The organism is Microcoleus sp. PH2017_09_SFU_O_A (genome assembly GCF_020738625.1).
GTDB lineage: Bacteria > Cyanobacteriota > Cyanobacteriia > Cyanobacteriales > Microcoleaceae > Microcoleus.
Genome location: NZ_JAEQCF010000107.1, coordinates 1 through 16,659 on the forward strand (window position 1 = coordinate 1; position 16,659 = coordinate 16,659).

At 42.9% G+C, this 16,659-nt stretch carries 12 protein-coding genes; 4 read left to right on the forward strand and 8 right to left on the reverse strand.

Annotated features, from left to right (window positions below):
* Nucleotides 1–161 precede the first annotated feature (161 nt).
* Both JGK16_RS29135 and JGK16_RS29140 read right to left on the reverse strand, forming a co-directional pair.
* On the reverse strand, nucleotides 162–362 hold the full coding sequence (locus JGK16_RS29135) for a hypothetical protein (RefSeq protein WP_293155365.1): 201 nt from the start codon (nucleotides 360–362) through the stop codon (nucleotides 162–164).
* Between the two features lie 262 nt (nucleotides 363–624).
* Nucleotides 625–765, reverse strand: coding sequence for a hypothetical protein (locus JGK16_RS29140; protein WP_293185919.1), 141 nt, complete (start codon nucleotides 763–765; stop codon nucleotides 625–627).
* Between JGK16_RS29140 and JGK16_RS29145 the strand changes: the two genes are divergently transcribed.
* The gene (locus JGK16_RS29145) at nucleotides 764–1,591 is read left to right on the forward strand and encodes an alpha/beta hydrolase (protein WP_293193466.1); all 828 of its coding nucleotides are present in this window, start codon (nucleotides 764–766) and stop codon (nucleotides 1,589–1,591) included. The genes JGK16_RS29140 and JGK16_RS29145 overlap by 2 nt on opposite strands.
* Nucleotides 1,592–1,887: 296 nt before the next feature.
* Nucleotides 1,888–3,306, forward strand: a complete 1,419-nt coding sequence (locus JGK16_RS29150) for an ATP-binding protein (protein WP_293185923.1) — start codon at nucleotides 1,888–1,890, stop codon at nucleotides 3,304–3,306.
* A 143-nt stretch (nucleotides 3,307–3,449) separates the two neighbouring features.
* On the opposite strand, the gene JGK16_RS29155 is transcribed toward JGK16_RS29150, so the two are convergent.
* The 5 genes from JGK16_RS29155 to JGK16_RS29175 all read right to left on the reverse strand — a co-directional run bounded on the left by JGK16_RS29155 (nucleotide 3,450) and on the right by JGK16_RS29175 (nucleotide 14,135).
* Nucleotides 3,450–3,803 (reverse strand): STAS domain-containing protein, encoded by a 354-nt coding sequence (locus JGK16_RS29155; RefSeq protein ID WP_293185925.1) that lies wholly within the window; start codon nucleotides 3,801–3,803, stop codon nucleotides 3,450–3,452.
* 191 nt (nucleotides 3,804–3,994) lie between these two features.
* A complete protein-coding gene (locus tag JGK16_RS29160) occupies nucleotides 3,995–4,606 on the reverse strand; it encodes a DUF6272 family protein (protein WP_293203555.1) in 612 nt (203 codons plus the stop codon).
* Between the two features lie 31 nt (nucleotides 4,607–4,637).
* Nucleotides 4,638–5,873 (reverse strand): adenylate/guanylate cyclase domain-containing protein, encoded by a 1,236-nt coding sequence (locus tag JGK16_RS29165; RefSeq protein ID WP_293193468.1) that lies wholly within the window; start codon nucleotides 5,871–5,873, stop codon nucleotides 4,638–4,640.
* Nucleotides 5,874–6,029: 156 nt separating this feature from the next.
* Nucleotides 6,030–11,516 carry an AAA family ATPase gene (locus JGK16_RS29170; protein WP_293193469.1) on the reverse strand — a complete coding sequence of 1,829 codons (5,487 nt, stop codon included), beginning with the start codon at nucleotides 11,514–11,516 and terminating at the stop codon, nucleotides 6,030–6,032.
* Between the two features lie 531 nt (nucleotides 11,517–12,047).
* On the reverse strand, nucleotides 12,048–14,135 hold the full coding sequence (locus JGK16_RS29175) for a SpoIIE family protein phosphatase (RefSeq protein ID WP_293193470.1): 2,088 nt from the start codon (nucleotides 14,133–14,135) through the stop codon (nucleotides 12,048–12,050).
* A gap of 433 nt (nucleotides 14,136–14,568) precedes the next feature.
* Here JGK16_RS29175 and JGK16_RS29180 point away from each other — a divergent pair, with 433 nt between their 5' ends.
* The gene (locus JGK16_RS29180) at nucleotides 14,569–14,928 is read left to right on the forward strand and encodes a VOC family protein (RefSeq protein ID WP_293185933.1); all 360 of its coding nucleotides are present in this window, start codon (nucleotides 14,569–14,571) and stop codon (nucleotides 14,926–14,928) included.
* Between the two features lie 3 nt (nucleotides 14,929–14,931).
* Nucleotides 14,932–16,212, forward strand: coding sequence for a recombinase family protein (locus tag JGK16_RS29185; RefSeq protein ID WP_293193471.1), 1,281 nt, complete (start codon nucleotides 14,932–14,934; stop codon nucleotides 16,210–16,212).
* Nucleotides 16,213–16,446: 234 nt separating this feature from the next.
* Here JGK16_RS29185 and JGK16_RS29190 read toward each other — a convergent pair.
* The coding region (locus JGK16_RS29190) for a hypothetical protein (protein WP_293203556.1) at nucleotides 16,447–16,659 on the reverse strand (213 nt) is incomplete at its 5' end.

The window sequence follows — 16,659 nt, forward strand, 5'->3', positions numbered from 1 at the left end:
CAGAGCTGCAAGCTGGAAAGTACCTGTAGGTGTCATCACCCTCAAAACGTAGTTGTAACTGAGGCTGGCTATCTCTTCACCTTTAGGTACTGGTTGTCCAGTTATGTCCGGTGATTGGTGGATAGCGGGCGATCGTAACAATTGGGAAACCGAAAAATTCTTTAAAGAGATTGGCGAGAAACACGCTTCTCAAAATGAGCCTGAGTCTGCTGCAACAGTTGTTCGCGGCTGTCCTTAGCAGTAGTAATCGTAGGGAGCAAATTTCGAGCTTGTAAAGTCATGTGAAGCTGTAGGTGTGCTACGTACTCACTGACATCTTCGCGCAGGGAGCAAGCCGGGTAACGTTTTAAAGTAGAGTTCAAAGTGTTCTCCTGCTTTGAGTTTGCAGTATTTTTGAAATAATAATAGAGACTATCACGCTCTATTTCTAATTCTGTACTCTGTAATGAAGTTTAACCTTTGGACTGCTCTTTTGTTACAATTATTTACAAGTATTGCTTAAATTAAGTAAATCCACCTCATTAAAAGTAAAATGCCGATCGCGCTCAAGCCTGCCGTGTATATCTTCTTCCTTCTCTCACGACAATAAAAAAAGCCCTCTTCCTTCTTCCCTCTTCCCTCTTTTTACCTAGAGCGAAGCCGAAGGGCACTGTTCCCTCTTCCTTCTTCCTTCTTCCCTCTTCCCTCTTCCCTCTTCCCTCTTCCCTCTTCCTTCTTCCCTCTTCCTTCTTCCTTCTTCCTTCTGATCAGGAGTCGATCGCCCATGCAGTCTCAAGCAGTAGCACACAAGCACATATTAAGTACATTTGTCAATAGCCACAGCCAAACAGCCACCTACCTCGACATCGGGAGCGGCCCAACCTTATTGCTGCTTCACGGTTTTTTCGGAGAAAAGACTTGCTGGCTACCCTTAATTGAATTATTGCAATCTCAATTTCGGTGCATCAGTTTAGATATGTTAGGTTTTGGAGAATCCAGCAAACCACAAATCCAATACGACGTAGCTGTAGAAGTTGCTTTTGTGCGGCAAGTTGTACAACAACTAAACATCGAACCATGCGGCATCATCGGACATTCTTTTGGCGGTTGGGTAGCATCTGCATACGCCCTAAAATATCCCAAATCTGTCAGCAGTTTAGTGTTAGCAGCACCTGCGGGAATCCGGGACGACAGTTTTTGCGGTCAGTACGATGCTTTGCGACCATTGCTGTGGGAAACACCCGCCGTTGATTGGGCCTTGCAGCTAGCAAAACCTTTTGCTAGATTAGCGGGGAAAAGTGAGAAATTGCAAGAAATTTCCGGGTGGCGCAGGGAGCTAATGTATCAACCAGTAGCAAGGTCATTTTTAATGAGCCGGATGCGACCAGAAGACGCCGTTGACACAGTAGAAAAAGAAATTCACAAATTGCAAATTCCTACCTTAGTCATTGCAGCAGATAGCGACGAAACAATTCCTCTATGGCACTGTCAAACCTACGCCAATGAGATACCGGGAGCTGAGTTAGCAATTATTCCCAACGCCACTCACGGGTTGCCGCAAACTCAAGCTCAAATTATCGCAAAATTGATTAGTAAATTTTTGGATAATTAAGAAAACCTTTGCAACAAGCGAAATTCTAGAAAATTATGATATGGCACGTTCGACGGTTAGAACACTCTGAATAGCCTTTTCCCCATGCAGTTGATTGCTTATTCTTGTTCTTTTTCCTTCTTTTTCCTTCTTTCTTCTGCTACAAGCAAGCAATAAAAAATAATTGTATTAAAGTATACTACTTTAATAGTAAAGACAGCATATATTACTTGCTGTATTGTACAATTTTTTTTATGGTTATACAATCTTGTATCAGCACGAGCTACAAACATTTAGTTGATTCTGGAGTATTACGAATGGCGGCACTGAGAAACTACTTTAATCTGGAAGAAATTACGACAGCCAGAAAAGTTAGTGCAGCGGTAATTAACATCAGCGGCCGCCAGCGAATGCTTTCCCAGCGATCGGCATTTTTTTGCATGAGGTTAGTTGGCTCTGGGAATGCGCCAGAAAGAGCCAAACTGCGCGGAAATTTGTTAGAGGCGATCGAGCTTATGGAAAAATCTCACCACGATTTAATTCATACTGACAGCAGCATCAACTTGGCGAGTCCCCCTTCACCCACCGTCAAAGCGATGTATTTTGAGGCGCCGCTGTATCTAGACAAGCAACTGCGCGAATATATCGATCGCATAAAAGCATTAGTGCAAGTTCCAGACACCGAACTCAGGCAGGAGAATCCCCATCTACAGTACATTATCGAAGCTGCCGGTGGCGAATTGTTAACAGCTTTCGATGCCGTCGTGAGTCAGTACCAGCAAGAAAGCGAAATCGAACAATTTGAAATCGACCTCAAACAGGTTGAACTTTATCAAGAAAGCTGTGCAGCCACCTCCAAAGCCGAAGCTCAAGCAGCCCAAATCGATCGCGCACTTCGCGAACTCAAGCAAACTCAAGCTCAACTCCTCCACAGCGAAAAAATGTCTTCCCTGGGAGCCCTAATGGCAAGTATCGTCCACGAAATTAATAACCCAGTTAGTTTTATTTACGGCAACTTGAGCCATGCCGAAATTTATACCCAAGATTTACTGAACCTGCTGCGTCTATATCAAGAACACTATCCCAACCCCTGTTCCGAAATAAAAGATCAAATCCAAGACATCGATCTCGAATTTCTAGTTGAAGACTTGCCTAAAGTTATGTCTTCCATGCACATGGGTTCCGATCGCATTCGCGAAATAGTCAAATCCATGGGCAGCTTTTCGCGAACAGATAACACTAACATGAACCTGTGCGATTTGCACGACAGTATTGACAGCACCATCCTAATTTTGCGTAACCGTCTCAATGCTAAAAAAGACCGTCGCGAGATTCAAATAGTTAAAAATTATGAAAAATTGCCTGGTGTAGAGTGTTATGCCGGACAACTAAATCAAGTATTTATGAATCTAATTAGTAACGCGATCGATGCTTTGGACGAGGCAGCAAAAAATCAGCCCGATCCAGCCCTAAGAATTTCGATACGCACAGAACTCGCTGGGCTAGATTGCGTCAGAGTCAGGATTTCTGACACGGGATCGGGAATGACAGCAGAGGTAAAAAAACGAATGTTCGAGCAGTTTTTTACCACCAAGGCGATCGGTAAAGGTACTGGTTTAGGATTATCTATTGTCTACAAAATCCTAGTAGAAAATCACCGAGGAACGCTCAGGTGCGAGTCCGAATTGGGGAAGGGAACCGAGTTTATCATTGAACTGCCAGTACAACAAACTTAAACAGTTGATAAGCATCCAAATTTATGATAAATTGTGGCACGGGCGTCCCGTGAAAATAAGTGTGGCACGGGCGTCCCGTGAAAATAAGTGTGGCACGGGCGTCCCGTGAAAATAATTAATTGTGCTTAAAAATTACACATCACCTACTCCAATTGTAACTTCAAAGTTGGCAATAGCTTTTCTAGATTCTTGAGAGATTTCTGTTGCCAAGGAACATCTTGTGAACCCACTACCAAAAGTTGAATCGTTTTCTTTTTCCGTACACTAATCACAAACTTAGACAGCATATTAATACCAGAACTATTAACAAAATCCAATTTTGTTAGGTTCAAGGTAATAGTAGGCGGTTCGGGATTAGCTACCTCATCTAATAGATCGACGATTGGCTTATAATCTGGCGCTCCATCTAAGCTGAGTTCGCCTTGGAAACAGACTGTCACCGATTTTGGATCGTATTGAATACAGTAGTCTTGACCTTTGATTTCCTGAATATCCATTGTTTTGTCGTTTCCTGAGTGAATTATTGTGGGACAAAAGAATCAGTCGATTTCCATTTTTCGATTTGAGATTGACTCCACAGATCAATTTAGGAGGTTCAACTTCGGTCTAAAATTTGGGGTTAACCACTGAGAAGTGTGGGGGGGGCTTGTATCCATTTGTGAATTCGTCAATCTTAAAAAAATTGAAATTAAACGCTAATTTGAACGATTGTCGTAATAGCTAGCATATTGGAACCATCAGAGATCCTCTCAAATTTCCAACCAATCTTAGCTGAATAGTCATTAATCATCGTCAGCAATCCCAGTCCCGATGTTTCACTTTCAGATTCAGCATTCTTTTCAAGCTGCTGTAAATATAGTTCATCAGAGTCGGAATTAAACAGTTCTGCAATGAATTCCTGCAATTTATTAGCCGCTGGTTGCTGCACATAGTTAGTGGCAAAAATTACGGCAGTCACATCAGATTCTCCTATAAAGTGTATCCCAAACCTTACCTTATGATTGCAATTATCATCAGTAAACTTGATGGCATTTTCTAATAGTTCATTAGCAATGTAGCTCACAGCTCCCTTACTTTGTTTAATCCGTTTCTCGCTGCTAGCATCCTGCTCGTCCACCGGGAGAAAGCTGGACAAATAATCGGCAACAAAATGAGCCGATACCCTATTGTTGCGCCAGCGCTGCTTGATGGGGCGAGAACTTGGCGTAAATGTAAGTTCTAGGGAGTCGTGTTCCGGTGGAAACTGGTCGATGAATTCTCCAAAGACTTGTGTCATAGTTTGTAAACTTCCAGATGTCATTATTTTTCTGCCTCCTGTTAATGTGTCAATGTCACTTCTGGGTAAATTTCCAGACGCCATTCCAGTTAGCGGGAAGACTCTTTTCTAACAATTCTTGGATGCGTCTTAGGTAAATTTGGCTGGGTTTGTCAGCAGGATTTAGCTCTACTATATGTTCAAAACAATCTTGGGCATTAGCAAAATTTCCCTGACAATATTGTTCTAGACCTTCGTCAAAAATAGGCAAAGTTTGAATTTTGAGCGATCGCACAGGTTCTACTTCAACATCTAACACCTCACAAACAGTAATGGCTTCTTGTCTACCTTTGACAATTGCCCGATCCAAAAATCGAATATGATACTTTTCGGGTTGACTCAAACGTTTTACCACATCTCCTGAAATTAATAAAGAGACGCCATAATACTTAGTTAAACTTTCCAGACGAGCCGTGAGATTGACATGATCGGACAGCGCATCAGCTTGCATCCGATTGGCATCTCCAATAATTGCAACCATCGTATCACCGACATGGATACCGATGCCAATATTCAGCGGTATCTCCCCATTTATTTTACGGCTTTGATTTAATTTTTGCAACTGTTCAACCTTCATAATTCCCGCCTGAATAGCATCATCAACGCCGTCGGGAAAAACTGCCATCAGTCCATCTCCCATATACTTGACAATAAAACCGTTGTGCTTGCGAATTTCGGGACTAATTTGCTGTAAGTATGTATTGATGAAATTGAAGTTTTCTTGAGGAGTCATTTGCTCCGCCATCGTTGTAAACGAACGCAAATCCGAAAACATGATTGCCATTTCTTTGCTGACGCGATCTCCAAGCTGGAAATCTACAATGCTTTTCTTTCCAAGAAATTGGAGATATTCATCGGGGACAAAACGTCCGTAGGCTTGCAAAAGTTTCTCTAATTCCTGTTCCCGCGCTTTCACCGTTTGCACCATATGCGAGAACACCTGTGCCAGTTCTCCGAGTGCATCACTGCGGGCTGCAACCTCTGACAATATCTGAGGCTCGAAGCTGTTGTTTTTCACAGCAATAGCTGCATCTATCACCTTTTTTACCTGGTGAATGTAAGTCTGCATTTCTCTATTTTTATGACGGATCTGCTTTTCCAGAGCGGTGGAGTGTTCCGTGATAATGTCTACTAAAGTTTCATAGCTATTTTTTTCCTCTTCGGCTTCCTCAAGTTTTTGCATCAAATCCTGTAGCTGGGTATTGAGTGATTCTGTAGATGTAGATTGTGCTAAATTTATTTTGGGGTTCATAATTTATACTCCCGAATCTGGGAACGTAAAATTGTTTCACTCGCTCGCTGTTCATTACTATAACTTACACGGGCGGCTCTGCAAATCCGGCTTCTGCTTCGATGCTTCGCCACTCAATGAAACAGCGATGTTATAAACCTGGTTGATGACCGTCAATCATAAATTATGCACAAGATTTCCCTGTTGCTTCAATACTAGCAAAGTAATGTCATCAAATACCTTTTGCGCTCCAATGAATTTTCGCAAATCATCGATCGCAGATTGCTTGATTTGTTCGGCGCTCAAATGCCAGTTTTGAGAAACCACAGCACAGAGTCTTTCCAGGCCGTAGAATTGTTTGTGGATATTTCTAGCTTCGGGGATGCCATCAGTGTAAAGCACGACACCATCCCCCGGCTCTAAGTCTACTAAAAGATGACCGATCCAATCTGAAATATCCTCATCTAAGCCTATGGGAAATCCTAAATCCATCATGTCAATGCGTTCAATCTTACCGCCTTTTCGGACTACGAGAGTTTCCTCATGTTGACCGCTAATACTAATTTGGCTGTCTGCGTAATTGAGGAGAGCTAGCGTCAGGTTTTTGTCCGAGTTCATCCGCTGAATATTTTTATAAATAGTGCGGTTCAGGGTATCTAAAAAGCGCACAGGGTCAAGTTCTTTAACTTCCTGGAGAGTGCGAACAGCCGTTTGAGTCATCACCATCAAAATACCACTTTCTAGTCCGTGTCCGGTGACATCACCAATGCAGAGCGTTACCACCCCATCATTAAAAAGTACGTCGTAGTAATCGCCACCAACTTCATCGGCTGCTTCCATAAATCCTGCAATATCTAACTCTGCAATTGCTGCTAATTCCGCTGGCTTTGGTAGAATTAACTGCTGCATTTGTTTGATGATATCGAGTTCTGCACTCATCCGAACATTTTCGTTTTTGAGGCGCTGGTTGAGGGCAGAAATTGCTTGATTAGCTTGAGCAAGTTCGGCAGTACGTTCTTCTACTTTATCTTCTAGAGTTTGATAGAGCAGAGCATTTTCAATGGAGATGGCAGCTTGGGAAGATAGGATTTTTAATACTTCTAATCTATCAGCAGTAAATGCACCGCTGGCGAGACTGTTTTCTAAGTACAGAATGCCGATCGCTTGACCTTTGTTGACAATGGGAGTACACAATACAGATTTGGGTTGGTGCTGAATAATGTAGGGATCTGCTGCAAAGATATTTTCTACAGCAATATCGTTAATTACCAAGGTTTCTCTGGTACGCCAGACGTAGTTAATGGCTGTGATGGGAAGATCTTGGCTTTGAGAAACTGGAATATTTGGCAAATAAGACTGTTTGTCTAAACATTTAGCAACAATCAATAATTTACTATCCCTTTCTAAGATCAGAGAGCCTTTGGATGCACCTGCATTTTCGATCAGTATTCGGATTAAGGTTGATAGCAGTTCCTCGACATTGATTTCTCCCGATATGGCTTGAGAAGCTTTAATTACTGTTTCTAGGTCGAGGAAATTGGAAACATTTTGGCTGCTGGAAGTAATCTCTGCCACAATTGTTTCAGCAATTGTCTCTCCTGTATAAAAAGTGTTGTCTTGTTGGAGAATGGGGCCGAGCAATTGGGAATATTTTTGTTGTAAATCATGGACTTTTGCCTGGGAACCCCAGCGAGCATAAGCGTAGTAAGCGTCTGTTAGATAGACGCGGGCAATTTTATCTTTGCCTAATTCCAGGTAGAATTTAGCTGTAAGTTCGCTGAAGAGTGCTTCTTCTTGAAGGTATTGGTTTTGTTTGGCGGTAGCAATGGCGCGATCGTACAAATCGATGGCTTCGAGCCTGTCTCCCAATATTCGTGCTATTTCTGCTGCTACTAAGTCGTACTTGTGTTGGTAATTCATCGGTGCGTGGAATGCCCAGGTTTGCATTTTTTCCTGATTGGCTCTCACTTGGCTCAAATATTGCGATCGCGCGATCGGCTCAGCATCGGGATACAGCGCCAGCAGGGCTAGGGAATGGTAAAAGTTGTGCTGCGGTACCATCATCAGCGAACCGACACCAACGACATATTGCTCTGCTAGCTGGGCATTTTCCACGGCACTTTCGCGATCGCCAAACAAATAGTTGACAACCAATTTAGCAAAATAAACTCCAAAGAGGGAAGAAACATTATTGGCTGCTAGCAAAACAGGCAGCAGTTCATCTTCATTAAAACTATCGCCAACTAACCGACATTTGTCCTCAGCTAATCCTTGTAAATTTAATGTTAGCTGTCGCCATATCTGGGTATAATAAGTCTGATATTCTTGCTTGGAATTGAGCATTAATTCAAGATATTGGTCGTATTTTAGATCTACAGATGTTAAATCTTCACCGCTAAAGAAGCTGTAGATGCAAAGATACATAGCAGAATAGCAAGCATACTCGATATCGCCGCTTTCTAAACCGCTGTGGACTGCTGACATCAAAGACGGTATTGTCGCTCGACTAGGTTCTTTCCAATGTCTCACGCAAGCATTGTAGACCATTATAACTTTAGATTCAAATTCTGTGGAGGGAAATTTATCTAATACTTGCAAAGATAGTTGACCGTATTGATAGCCTAATTCAATGTCTCCGATTGTTTGACAGATTAAGCTGCAACAAGCATAGGCATAACTAGCAGGTGGAGAGTTTCCGTATTTGCTGCAAATATGTGCCATTGTAAAGACAACGGCTGGGTAAAGTTCTGGACTAGCTAGATAAGCGGCAGATGCGATCGCACATAAAACCCTCAAAGCAGCAATTTTATAACGATCGTTGATTTCTGCCAGATTAGCTAAAGCGGGTATCTCCACCACCGCCGGCAGTTGTGTTTCCAAAGCAACACCCAGCATTCCCAGAACTTGCAATCCAGTATCCACTGCCGATTTCATCTGATTTTGGGCAATATAAGACTGAATTTGCGCTTCGTAAACTCGGAATTGATCGAGGAGGTTGTGCGATCGAGATAGAACTATTTGGGCCAGTTGGTGCGATAAATCGAAATTGGTATTCAAATATTCGGCTGCAACCGCTTCTACATAAAGATCGAGCGTCAAGTCGTATAAATTCGTCCAGCTATCATCTGGTAGCAGATTTCTGCCGGTAGTTAAGTAATCAACAGCAGCAGCATAAGCTGTGGAATTTTTAGCTTTGCGCCCAGCAATTAAATTCAAGGAAGCTAGTTGATGTCTTTCGGTGCGATCGCAAATTAAGTCCACTCCCATGTTCAAGTGGTTGACAATATCAAATATCCGATCTTCCGTAGGGGCGGTGGATGGTGCGTGCCCGCCCTTGTGCAGCAGCAATCTGCCAATTTTTAGGTGAGTTGACTGCTTTGCGTCGTCTGGAATCAAAGAATAGGCGGCTTGTTGAACGCGATCGTGCAAAAATTTGTAACTTGGCAATTGACGATCGGCAACAGGCAATTGTGCAGACTCCCGATCGTCTGTAAAAAACTTGTAAACTTCACTTTGCGGTAAAATTAGGCCTTCTTGCAATGGTTTCCACAAGTAGGCTGCGGTGTCTATTTGAGAATTTTCGCAGACTAGCGCTAAAGTTTCTAAATCAAATTGGCAGCCAATACAAGCAGCTAATTTTAAAACATCTTGAGTAGCGATCGGCAATTTCTGCAAGTTATTCGCAACAAACTCGACTACATCATCGCTGACTGCCAATTCTCTGATTTTAGTAAGATCGCACTGCCAACCACCCCTATCTCCCCCTGGCAATCGGGATGCAAAATCGAAATAGATTAACTTATCTTCGTGGAGTTTCTTGAGGAATTGATTGCTAAAAAAAGGATTTCCATTAGTTTTTTTGAAAATGATTTCTGTCAAGGAAAGAGCTCTGTCGATCGCACAACTTAAAGCATCAGCAACCAGACGATTCAAGTCAAATATTGAAAGTGGCGCGAGAGTAATTTGATTAATTATAGTGCCCGAGCGAGCGCTCCCCTGTTTTTGTAGAGAAGATGAACCCCCACCTAGCTTGCGAATCTCTGATAAAGTCAGCATTAATGGATGAACCTTGGACACTTCATTATCTCGATAGGCGCCAATTAGCAACAAATGTTGACCTTCTGATTCGCCCACCAACAATTGCATTAATTTCAGAGATCCTGAATCTGCCCATTGCAAATCATCTAAGAAAATGACTAAGGGGTGATTTTTGGTAGCAAAGACACGAAGGAACTTTTGAAATAATAGATTGAAGCGATTTAGTGCAGAATTTGGTTCTAGTTCCGGTACAACAGGTTGCTTGCCAATCAGCAGTTCTAATTCTGGGATAACATCAATAATTACCTGAGCATTATCCCCTAAAGCTGACAAAATTTGGGCTTGCCACTGCTGAACGCGAGCAGCACTTTCTGTCAGCAATTGCCGCATAAAACTTTGCAGAGCTTGTACCCATGCCGAAAAGGGAATATCGCGCTTGAATTGGTCAAATTTCCCTTTGATAAAGTATCCCCGCTGCTGAACTATGGGCTTGTGAACTTCGTTAATCACAGCGGTTTTGCCAATCCCAGAAAAACCCGTTACCAGCATGATTTCGGTAGTAGCTGTACGGGGGATTTTATGCGGTTCTCGGCTGTTAGAAGAGGAAACCTCCAAATCGGATGCTGGGGGATTTTCCTGGAGACAGGCAACGCGCCCGAAGGCTGCTAACAGGCTCGAAACTTCGCTTTCTCTGCCATAAAGTTTTTCTGGAATCACAAAGCATTCGGAAATGTCTCTGCTGCCTAATTCAAACAGTTGAATAGTGCCACAATCTGAGTATTCTTTTAAGCATTTTTCTAAATCGTGTTTGATACCAAAAGCTGTTTGATAGCGTGCTTCCGCTGTTTTAGCCATCAGTTTTAGCACGATGTCATTCAATACTTGGGGGATGGCAGGATTTAGGGCGATCGGGGGAATTGGATGGCGAGCAATGTGACAGTGAACCAACTCAATCTGCTCCTTAGATTGGAATGGCAATTGTCCTGTCAACAGTTCGTAAAAAGTTACTCCTAGTGAGTAAAAATCGGTGCGGTAGTCAATCCCACGATTCATTCTGCCAGTTTGTTCGGGAGACATATAAGCTAATGTCCCTTCCAAGATATTGGGGTTTTTGATTTCTTGATTTTCCTTAGGCAAAAACGATGAGATGCTAAAATCTATAAGTTTGATTTCTTTGGTTGTAGGGTTGATTATAATATTCTGTGGTTTGATATCCTTGTGAATAATGCCGCTGCGATATATTATTTCTAATGTCGAGCAAATTTGAATGGCTATTTGCAAAAAGATGGCTAGGCGATTGGTGAATTTACCCTGGACTCCAAAAGCATCGTTGGTGATGTATTCAGCCAGAGAAATACCGCCAAAGTCCTCCATTACTAAAGCAAAACCGTTACGATATGTTTCCAGACTTAAATGTTTGACTATACCGGAATTATCAATATTTTTGGCAATGGTGTACTGATTGCGAAACTGCACCAGTTCGGTGAAATTCGGATACTCAGACTTGAGCAATTTGATGACGACTGGTCGATTGTCTGATTCCGAAAAACCTCGATAAACCAAGGTTCGGGTGCCGGAGTAGAGTTGTTCGCTCATGCGGTAGCCTGGAATTGATATTTGAAGCATAGTTGCTAAATCCTAGTCAGCTTTTGGTTTAAGAGTCCTGGACGCACTCTGACCTTCATAACCGGGTTTTTTACCTAATCTGCTGGCTACAACCTCTGTATTGTAGTAAAAAAAACCCGGTTTCTGGCTGCCTGCGCGTAAGTTATGTTTAAGCACTATCAAACTTGTTTGTGTTCATTATTTATTAGTTTACTACTGCTCCCAAGATTTCGGGAAGATTTGACAAAAAATAATGATATGTCGAGGGCTAACCATCGCACGTCTCATGAATTTTGTTAAAAATCTTTGAAGTGCTTGCTTCCGGGAAGCGGGAGCCTGTTCCAGTCACATCTGGGATATCCAGCTTCCTGTTGGTTGAATTCCCTACAAATTTATTGGTGCATCGCTATTTGTTTTGTCGGAAAGGGTACAATAATAGCGATCGAGTATGTTGGGCTTGAACGATGAAACATAAATGGCGATCGGGACTATTTGGTGTCATTTTCAGATTACCAACATTGTATCCAGAACACTCTATGGGATAGACAGGACTTAATCCTTTTTTTTAAGAACCACCAAGGTAATGTCATCAAAAACCTTTTGTTCTCCAATAAATCCCCGCAAATCTTCAATGGCTGATTGCTTAATTTGTTCGGCGCTTTTATGCCAATTAATCGAAACCACTTCACAGAGTCTTTCAATTCCGTAGAATTTTTTGTTGATATTTCTGGCTTCGGGAATGCCATCGGTATATAGCACCACCCCGTCCCCCGGTTCTAACTCTACTACAACCTGGTCAATCAACTCTGAAATGTTTTCGTCTAAACCAATCGGGAATCCCAAATCCATTGTATCTATCCGCTCGATTTGACCGCTTTTTCTAACGACAATAGTTTCCTCATGCTGGCCACTGATGCAGATTTTGCCATTGGCATAATTGAGGATAGCAAGCGTCAAATTCTTATCTGAATTCATGCGCTGAATATTTAGATAAATAGTGCGATTAAGAATATCTAAAAAGCGCACCGGATTTAATTCGGGCATTTCGTGAAGAGTGCGGACAACCGCTTGAGTCATTACCATCAAAATACCGCTTTCTAAGCCATGTCCGGTGACATCGCCGATGCCAATAGTCACCACACCTTCAGTCTGGAGAATATCGTAATAATCGCCACCTACTTCATCGGCTGGTTCCATGAATCCGGCAATATCTAAGTCTTCAATTGCCTCCATTTCTTGGTGTTTAGGCAAAATCAACTGCTGCATTTGTTTGAGGATGTATAGTTCGGCACTCATCCGCATATTTTCGGCTTTTAGTCGGTGATTGAGCGTCACAATTTCGGCGTTAGCTGTGGCGAGTTCAGTGGTGCGTTCTGTAACTTTATCTTCTAGAGTTTCAAAGGATTCTTTGAGTTGTCCTGCCATGCTGTTAAAGGAGTTGGCAAGTTTTTTTAGTTCCATGAGGGAGCTAGTTTTTACCTGTCTGTCGAGAGCGCCGTTAGCCATGTCTTCCGAAGCTTGGGTGATGGCTTCAATGGGGCTAGCAATCCAGCGGGCTGTGAAAATTCCAATTGCCGTTGCCACAGTAAATGCGATCGCACACAATAGAATTGTGGTGCGGGTATTGGCATTAATTTTATCCATGAAATCAGATTCTGGAACCACCGTTACGATCGGCCAGTCCAACCCAAACTTGTCTTTCCACGGAGCAACGAGGACAAAGTAATTTTCACCTTTAATTTTAATATTAATTTTTTGGCTATTTTTAATATTTTTAAAGCTACCGAACCGTTCTTGCAACGCTTTAGTAGCAGCTTGGATCGCAGGATCGGAGATGTTGAGAGCGCTAAAGCGTTTGACTTGATTATTTACCTTGATAAAAGAGGGTTGTGGGCCAGAATTTCCAATCAATTGTCCGTCTCGTTCCATGATGAAAATTCGCCCGGATTTGCTAAAGTTTAAGTTGTGCAGAAATGTAGTAATATTGGATAGTTGTAAATCGACCCCGATCACTCCGATTAGCTTGCCCTTGGCATACATGGGACGCATTGCCCCTACAGCAATAAAGTTAAGCTCATCTAGCGAATAAACAGAAGTCCAGATAGGTTTCCCGGCTTGAGCTGCCTGAGTGTACCATTCTAATTTCACGGTATCGTAAGGAGCAACCTGTGTTACCTTAATTCGATTGCCCTGGCGGTCGGTTAAATGGGCGTTAATTTTCCAGTTTGTCCTTGCTGAAACTTCGGCAATGCTGATGCCTTCTCCCGGTCTTACTGGCCCAGCACCAATGAAGCGTCCATCTGAAAGTCCATAGGAAATGAAGCCAAGATTATCGAATGCTTGCACCTGTTTCCAAAAATAAAGTCCCGCAATATCTAAGTTATTTATGTCGAGCAATCTGGTTTCGATCGCATCGATATTGATTTGATTAATTTGATGGGGAGTTAAGAGATAATCATCTAAGTGCCGATAAGTGCGATCGCTCACCTGAGTCATTAACTGGTTAGCCAAATGCGTTACCGCTTGTTGTCCGTTGCGGAAGGAAAGATAACCGACTAAGCCAACGGCTGCAACGATTTGCAGGACAAAGGGAACTACGAGGGCGGTGCGGAGGCGAAATTGCCAAAGAGTTGAGGCCATATAGCTTTTCTCAGATAGATGAGGTACAGGTTCAGATTTGAGATTTTAGGGTGCATCTCACTTTTGAAGAGGGCGAAGCATGACCGCATATAAATTATTAGTTATAATCTCATATTGACTGCGGTCATGCTTCGCCCCTACGGATATATTCGCTTGCATTGAGATGCACCCTTCCATTTTTTGCTTTGAGATTGGGGAATTGAGGAATTGTTAATTAACTGCCGAGAGTACCTCAGCTCAATAGAAATGCTACAATAGATAGGTATCTTCAACGGACGGAATTACGTTTTAAAAGCTCTAGCTACAGTTTATGAATTTTTGTGACGGTATTAAGGGGGACTAATAATGTTATCCTATCAAAAATTCTACCAACATCAACAAATCAGCGTTCATCAGCGGTTAAAATAAAAACAAAAATAAATACCAAACAAAAATGCAAATTAATCAAGCCCTCCACAGCGCCCTGCTCGTTTCCAACCTCGAAAAATCCCAACACTTTTACAGCAATGTATTAGGACTGCAAAAAATCGATCGCGAATTAAAATTTTCCGGAATCTGGTATCAAATCGGTAACTTCCAGATACACCTAATTCTAGCGGCAACAATTATACCAGATGCCGTAGACCATGAGAAATTGGGGCGCAATCGACATCTAGCGTTTGCTGTGGCTAACTTAGAGGCAGCCAAAGAGCAATTAATCGCTCACAATTGCCCCGTACAAATGAGCGCGTCAGGTCGATCGGCATTATTTACCCAAGATCCAGACGGGAATATCATTGAACTCAGCGAGTAACAGATGAAAATCATCGCCTACTCTTACACCGAACCGCTGCTAGAAGCCGCACCAGCAGCCGAAATTTGGGGCCAAGAGGTCGATCGCACCTACCAAGACTTAGGAGGGCGCCAGCAACTCCAGCAACTGCTAAAAGACTGCCAAACAGAACCAGTCAAATACCTGCTAATTCAGCGTTTTGAAGAACTCGGCGACACAGTACAGCAAGTGTGCGCCCACCTCGAACAACTAGAAAACCTCGGCATCCAACTAATTGTCACAGACGAAAAACAAACAGAAAATAGAGTTAATTTGCTCAAACTCCTCGCCGAACTCCAGCGCAGCCAACACAGCCGCAGCATTCGCAAAGGACACGCCCGCAACCGCATCAAATCCCTTCCCCCACCCGGAAAAGCCCCCTACGGCTATCGGCGCGGCAAAGACAAATATGCGATCGACAAAACCGCCTCCCCCGCCGTCAAAGACTTTTTTGAACACTTTCTCATCTACGGTTCCCTGCGCGGTTCCGTGCGCCATTTAGCAAAGAAATACAACAAAAAAATCTCCGTCAGCACAGGCCGCCGCTGGCTGACAAATCCCGCCTACCGAGGCGATTTAGAATATCAAAACGGCCAAGTAATTTCTAACACCCACATCCCGATTATTTCCAGAGAAGAAGCCGCCCAAGTAGACAGATTGCTGCGGCGTAACAGTCGCCTTGCTCCCCGCAGCGCCAGCGCCCCGCGTTCCCTCGCAGGTTTAGCAATTTGCGCCGAGTGCAAATCGTCCATGACAGTTGCGAAAGTCACAGCCTACCGCAAAGACAAAGAATACCTTTATTTGCGACCGATTAACTGTTCCCAACAGCCTAAATGCAGCGGCATTTCCTACGAAGAAGTGTTGCAATTAACCATAGCAGGGATTTGTCGCGATTTGCCCGATGCGATCGCCCAGTTGCAAATGCCGGACATCCAAGGAATCAAAGCCGGAATTGCCGGGGCGATCGCATCTAAACAAAAAATTATAGAACAACTTCCCGCCCTGATTGAAAGCGGCATTTTGGACGCAGAAACGGCAGATTTGCGATCGTATAAAATCCGCACAGAAGTTGCAGAACTGCAAAGTAAATTAGCGAAAATGCCCCCCGTAAATTTGCGAGAAACTGCTCAAACTGTTTCTCTTCCCCAATTTTGGCTGGATTTGTCGGAATCGGAACGCAGGTTTTATTTTCGAGAGTTTATCGATCGCATTGAAATAATTCGGGAAAATTCAGAAGTGGATCTGCAAATTATTTTTATTTTTTAATATTGAAAAATTGACAATTAACAATTCATATCATTGTCGATAGAATGAGTTTGTAGTGAGGACTTTAGTCCTGGCAATCGAAGGAATAAAGTAGTAGTAGGGTGCGTCAGGCACGGATGGCGGACTACCTAAAAATTAGGCTAATCGCTGACGCACCCTACAATATCTTAGACTATTAACTGTCAACTGTCAGGGGTTTTAACTGTCGATCGCACTGCTGCACAAAAGAGGTAACTACAGAGTGATAAAATCGGTAGCGGTGAGAGCATTCGCAGCAACACCGTTAAGCTTCGCTAACAACTGATTGCTACCTGTGACGCTAATCAAGGCTTGATTGTTGCTAGATGTAATGCTGAGTTGATTGAAACTCAAACCGGGAGCCAACCCAATTAAATCCTCGCCCTTGCGGAAATCAGTAATGATGTCACTACCCAAACTTTGATTTAG

What these genes read in the sequence shown, in the direction of transcription:
- JGK16_RS29165 (WP_293193468.1), bottom strand. Translation starts at nt 5,873, where the DNA reads ATGAACCCCAAAATAAATTTAGCACAATCTACATCTACAGAATCACTC.
- JGK16_RS29145 (WP_293193466.1), top strand. Translation starts at nt 764, where the DNA reads ATGCAGTCTCAAGCAGTAGCACACAAGCACATATTAAGTACATTTGTC.
- JGK16_RS29170 (WP_293193469.1), bottom strand. Translation starts at nt 11,516, where the DNA reads ATGCTTCAAATATCAATTCCAGGCTACCGCATGAGCGAACAACTCTAC.
- JGK16_RS29175 (WP_293193470.1), bottom strand. Translation starts at nt 14,135, where the DNA reads ATGGCCTCAACTCTTTGGCAATTTCGCCTCCGCACCGCCCTCGTAGTT.
- JGK16_RS29140 (WP_293185919.1), bottom strand. Translation starts at nt 765, where the DNA reads ATGGGCGATCGACTCCTGATCAGAAGGAAGAAGGAAGAAGGAAGAGGG.
- JGK16_RS29150 (WP_293185923.1), top strand. Translation starts at nt 1,888, where the DNA reads ATGGCGGCACTGAGAAACTACTTTAATCTGGAAGAAATTACGACAGCC.
- JGK16_RS29185 (WP_293193471.1), top strand. Translation starts at nt 14,932, where the DNA reads ATGAAAATCATCGCCTACTCTTACACCGAACCGCTGCTAGAAGCCGCA.
- JGK16_RS29180 (WP_293185933.1), top strand. Translation starts at nt 14,569, where the DNA reads ATGCAAATTAATCAAGCCCTCCACAGCGCCCTGCTCGTTTCCAACCTC.
- JGK16_RS29160 (WP_293203555.1), bottom strand. Translation starts at nt 4,606, where the DNA reads ATGACATCTGGAAGTTTACAAACTATGACACAAGTCTTTGGAGAATTC.
- JGK16_RS29155 (WP_293185925.1), bottom strand. Translation starts at nt 3,803, where the DNA reads ATGGATATTCAGGAAATCAAAGGTCAAGACTACTGTATTCAATACGAT.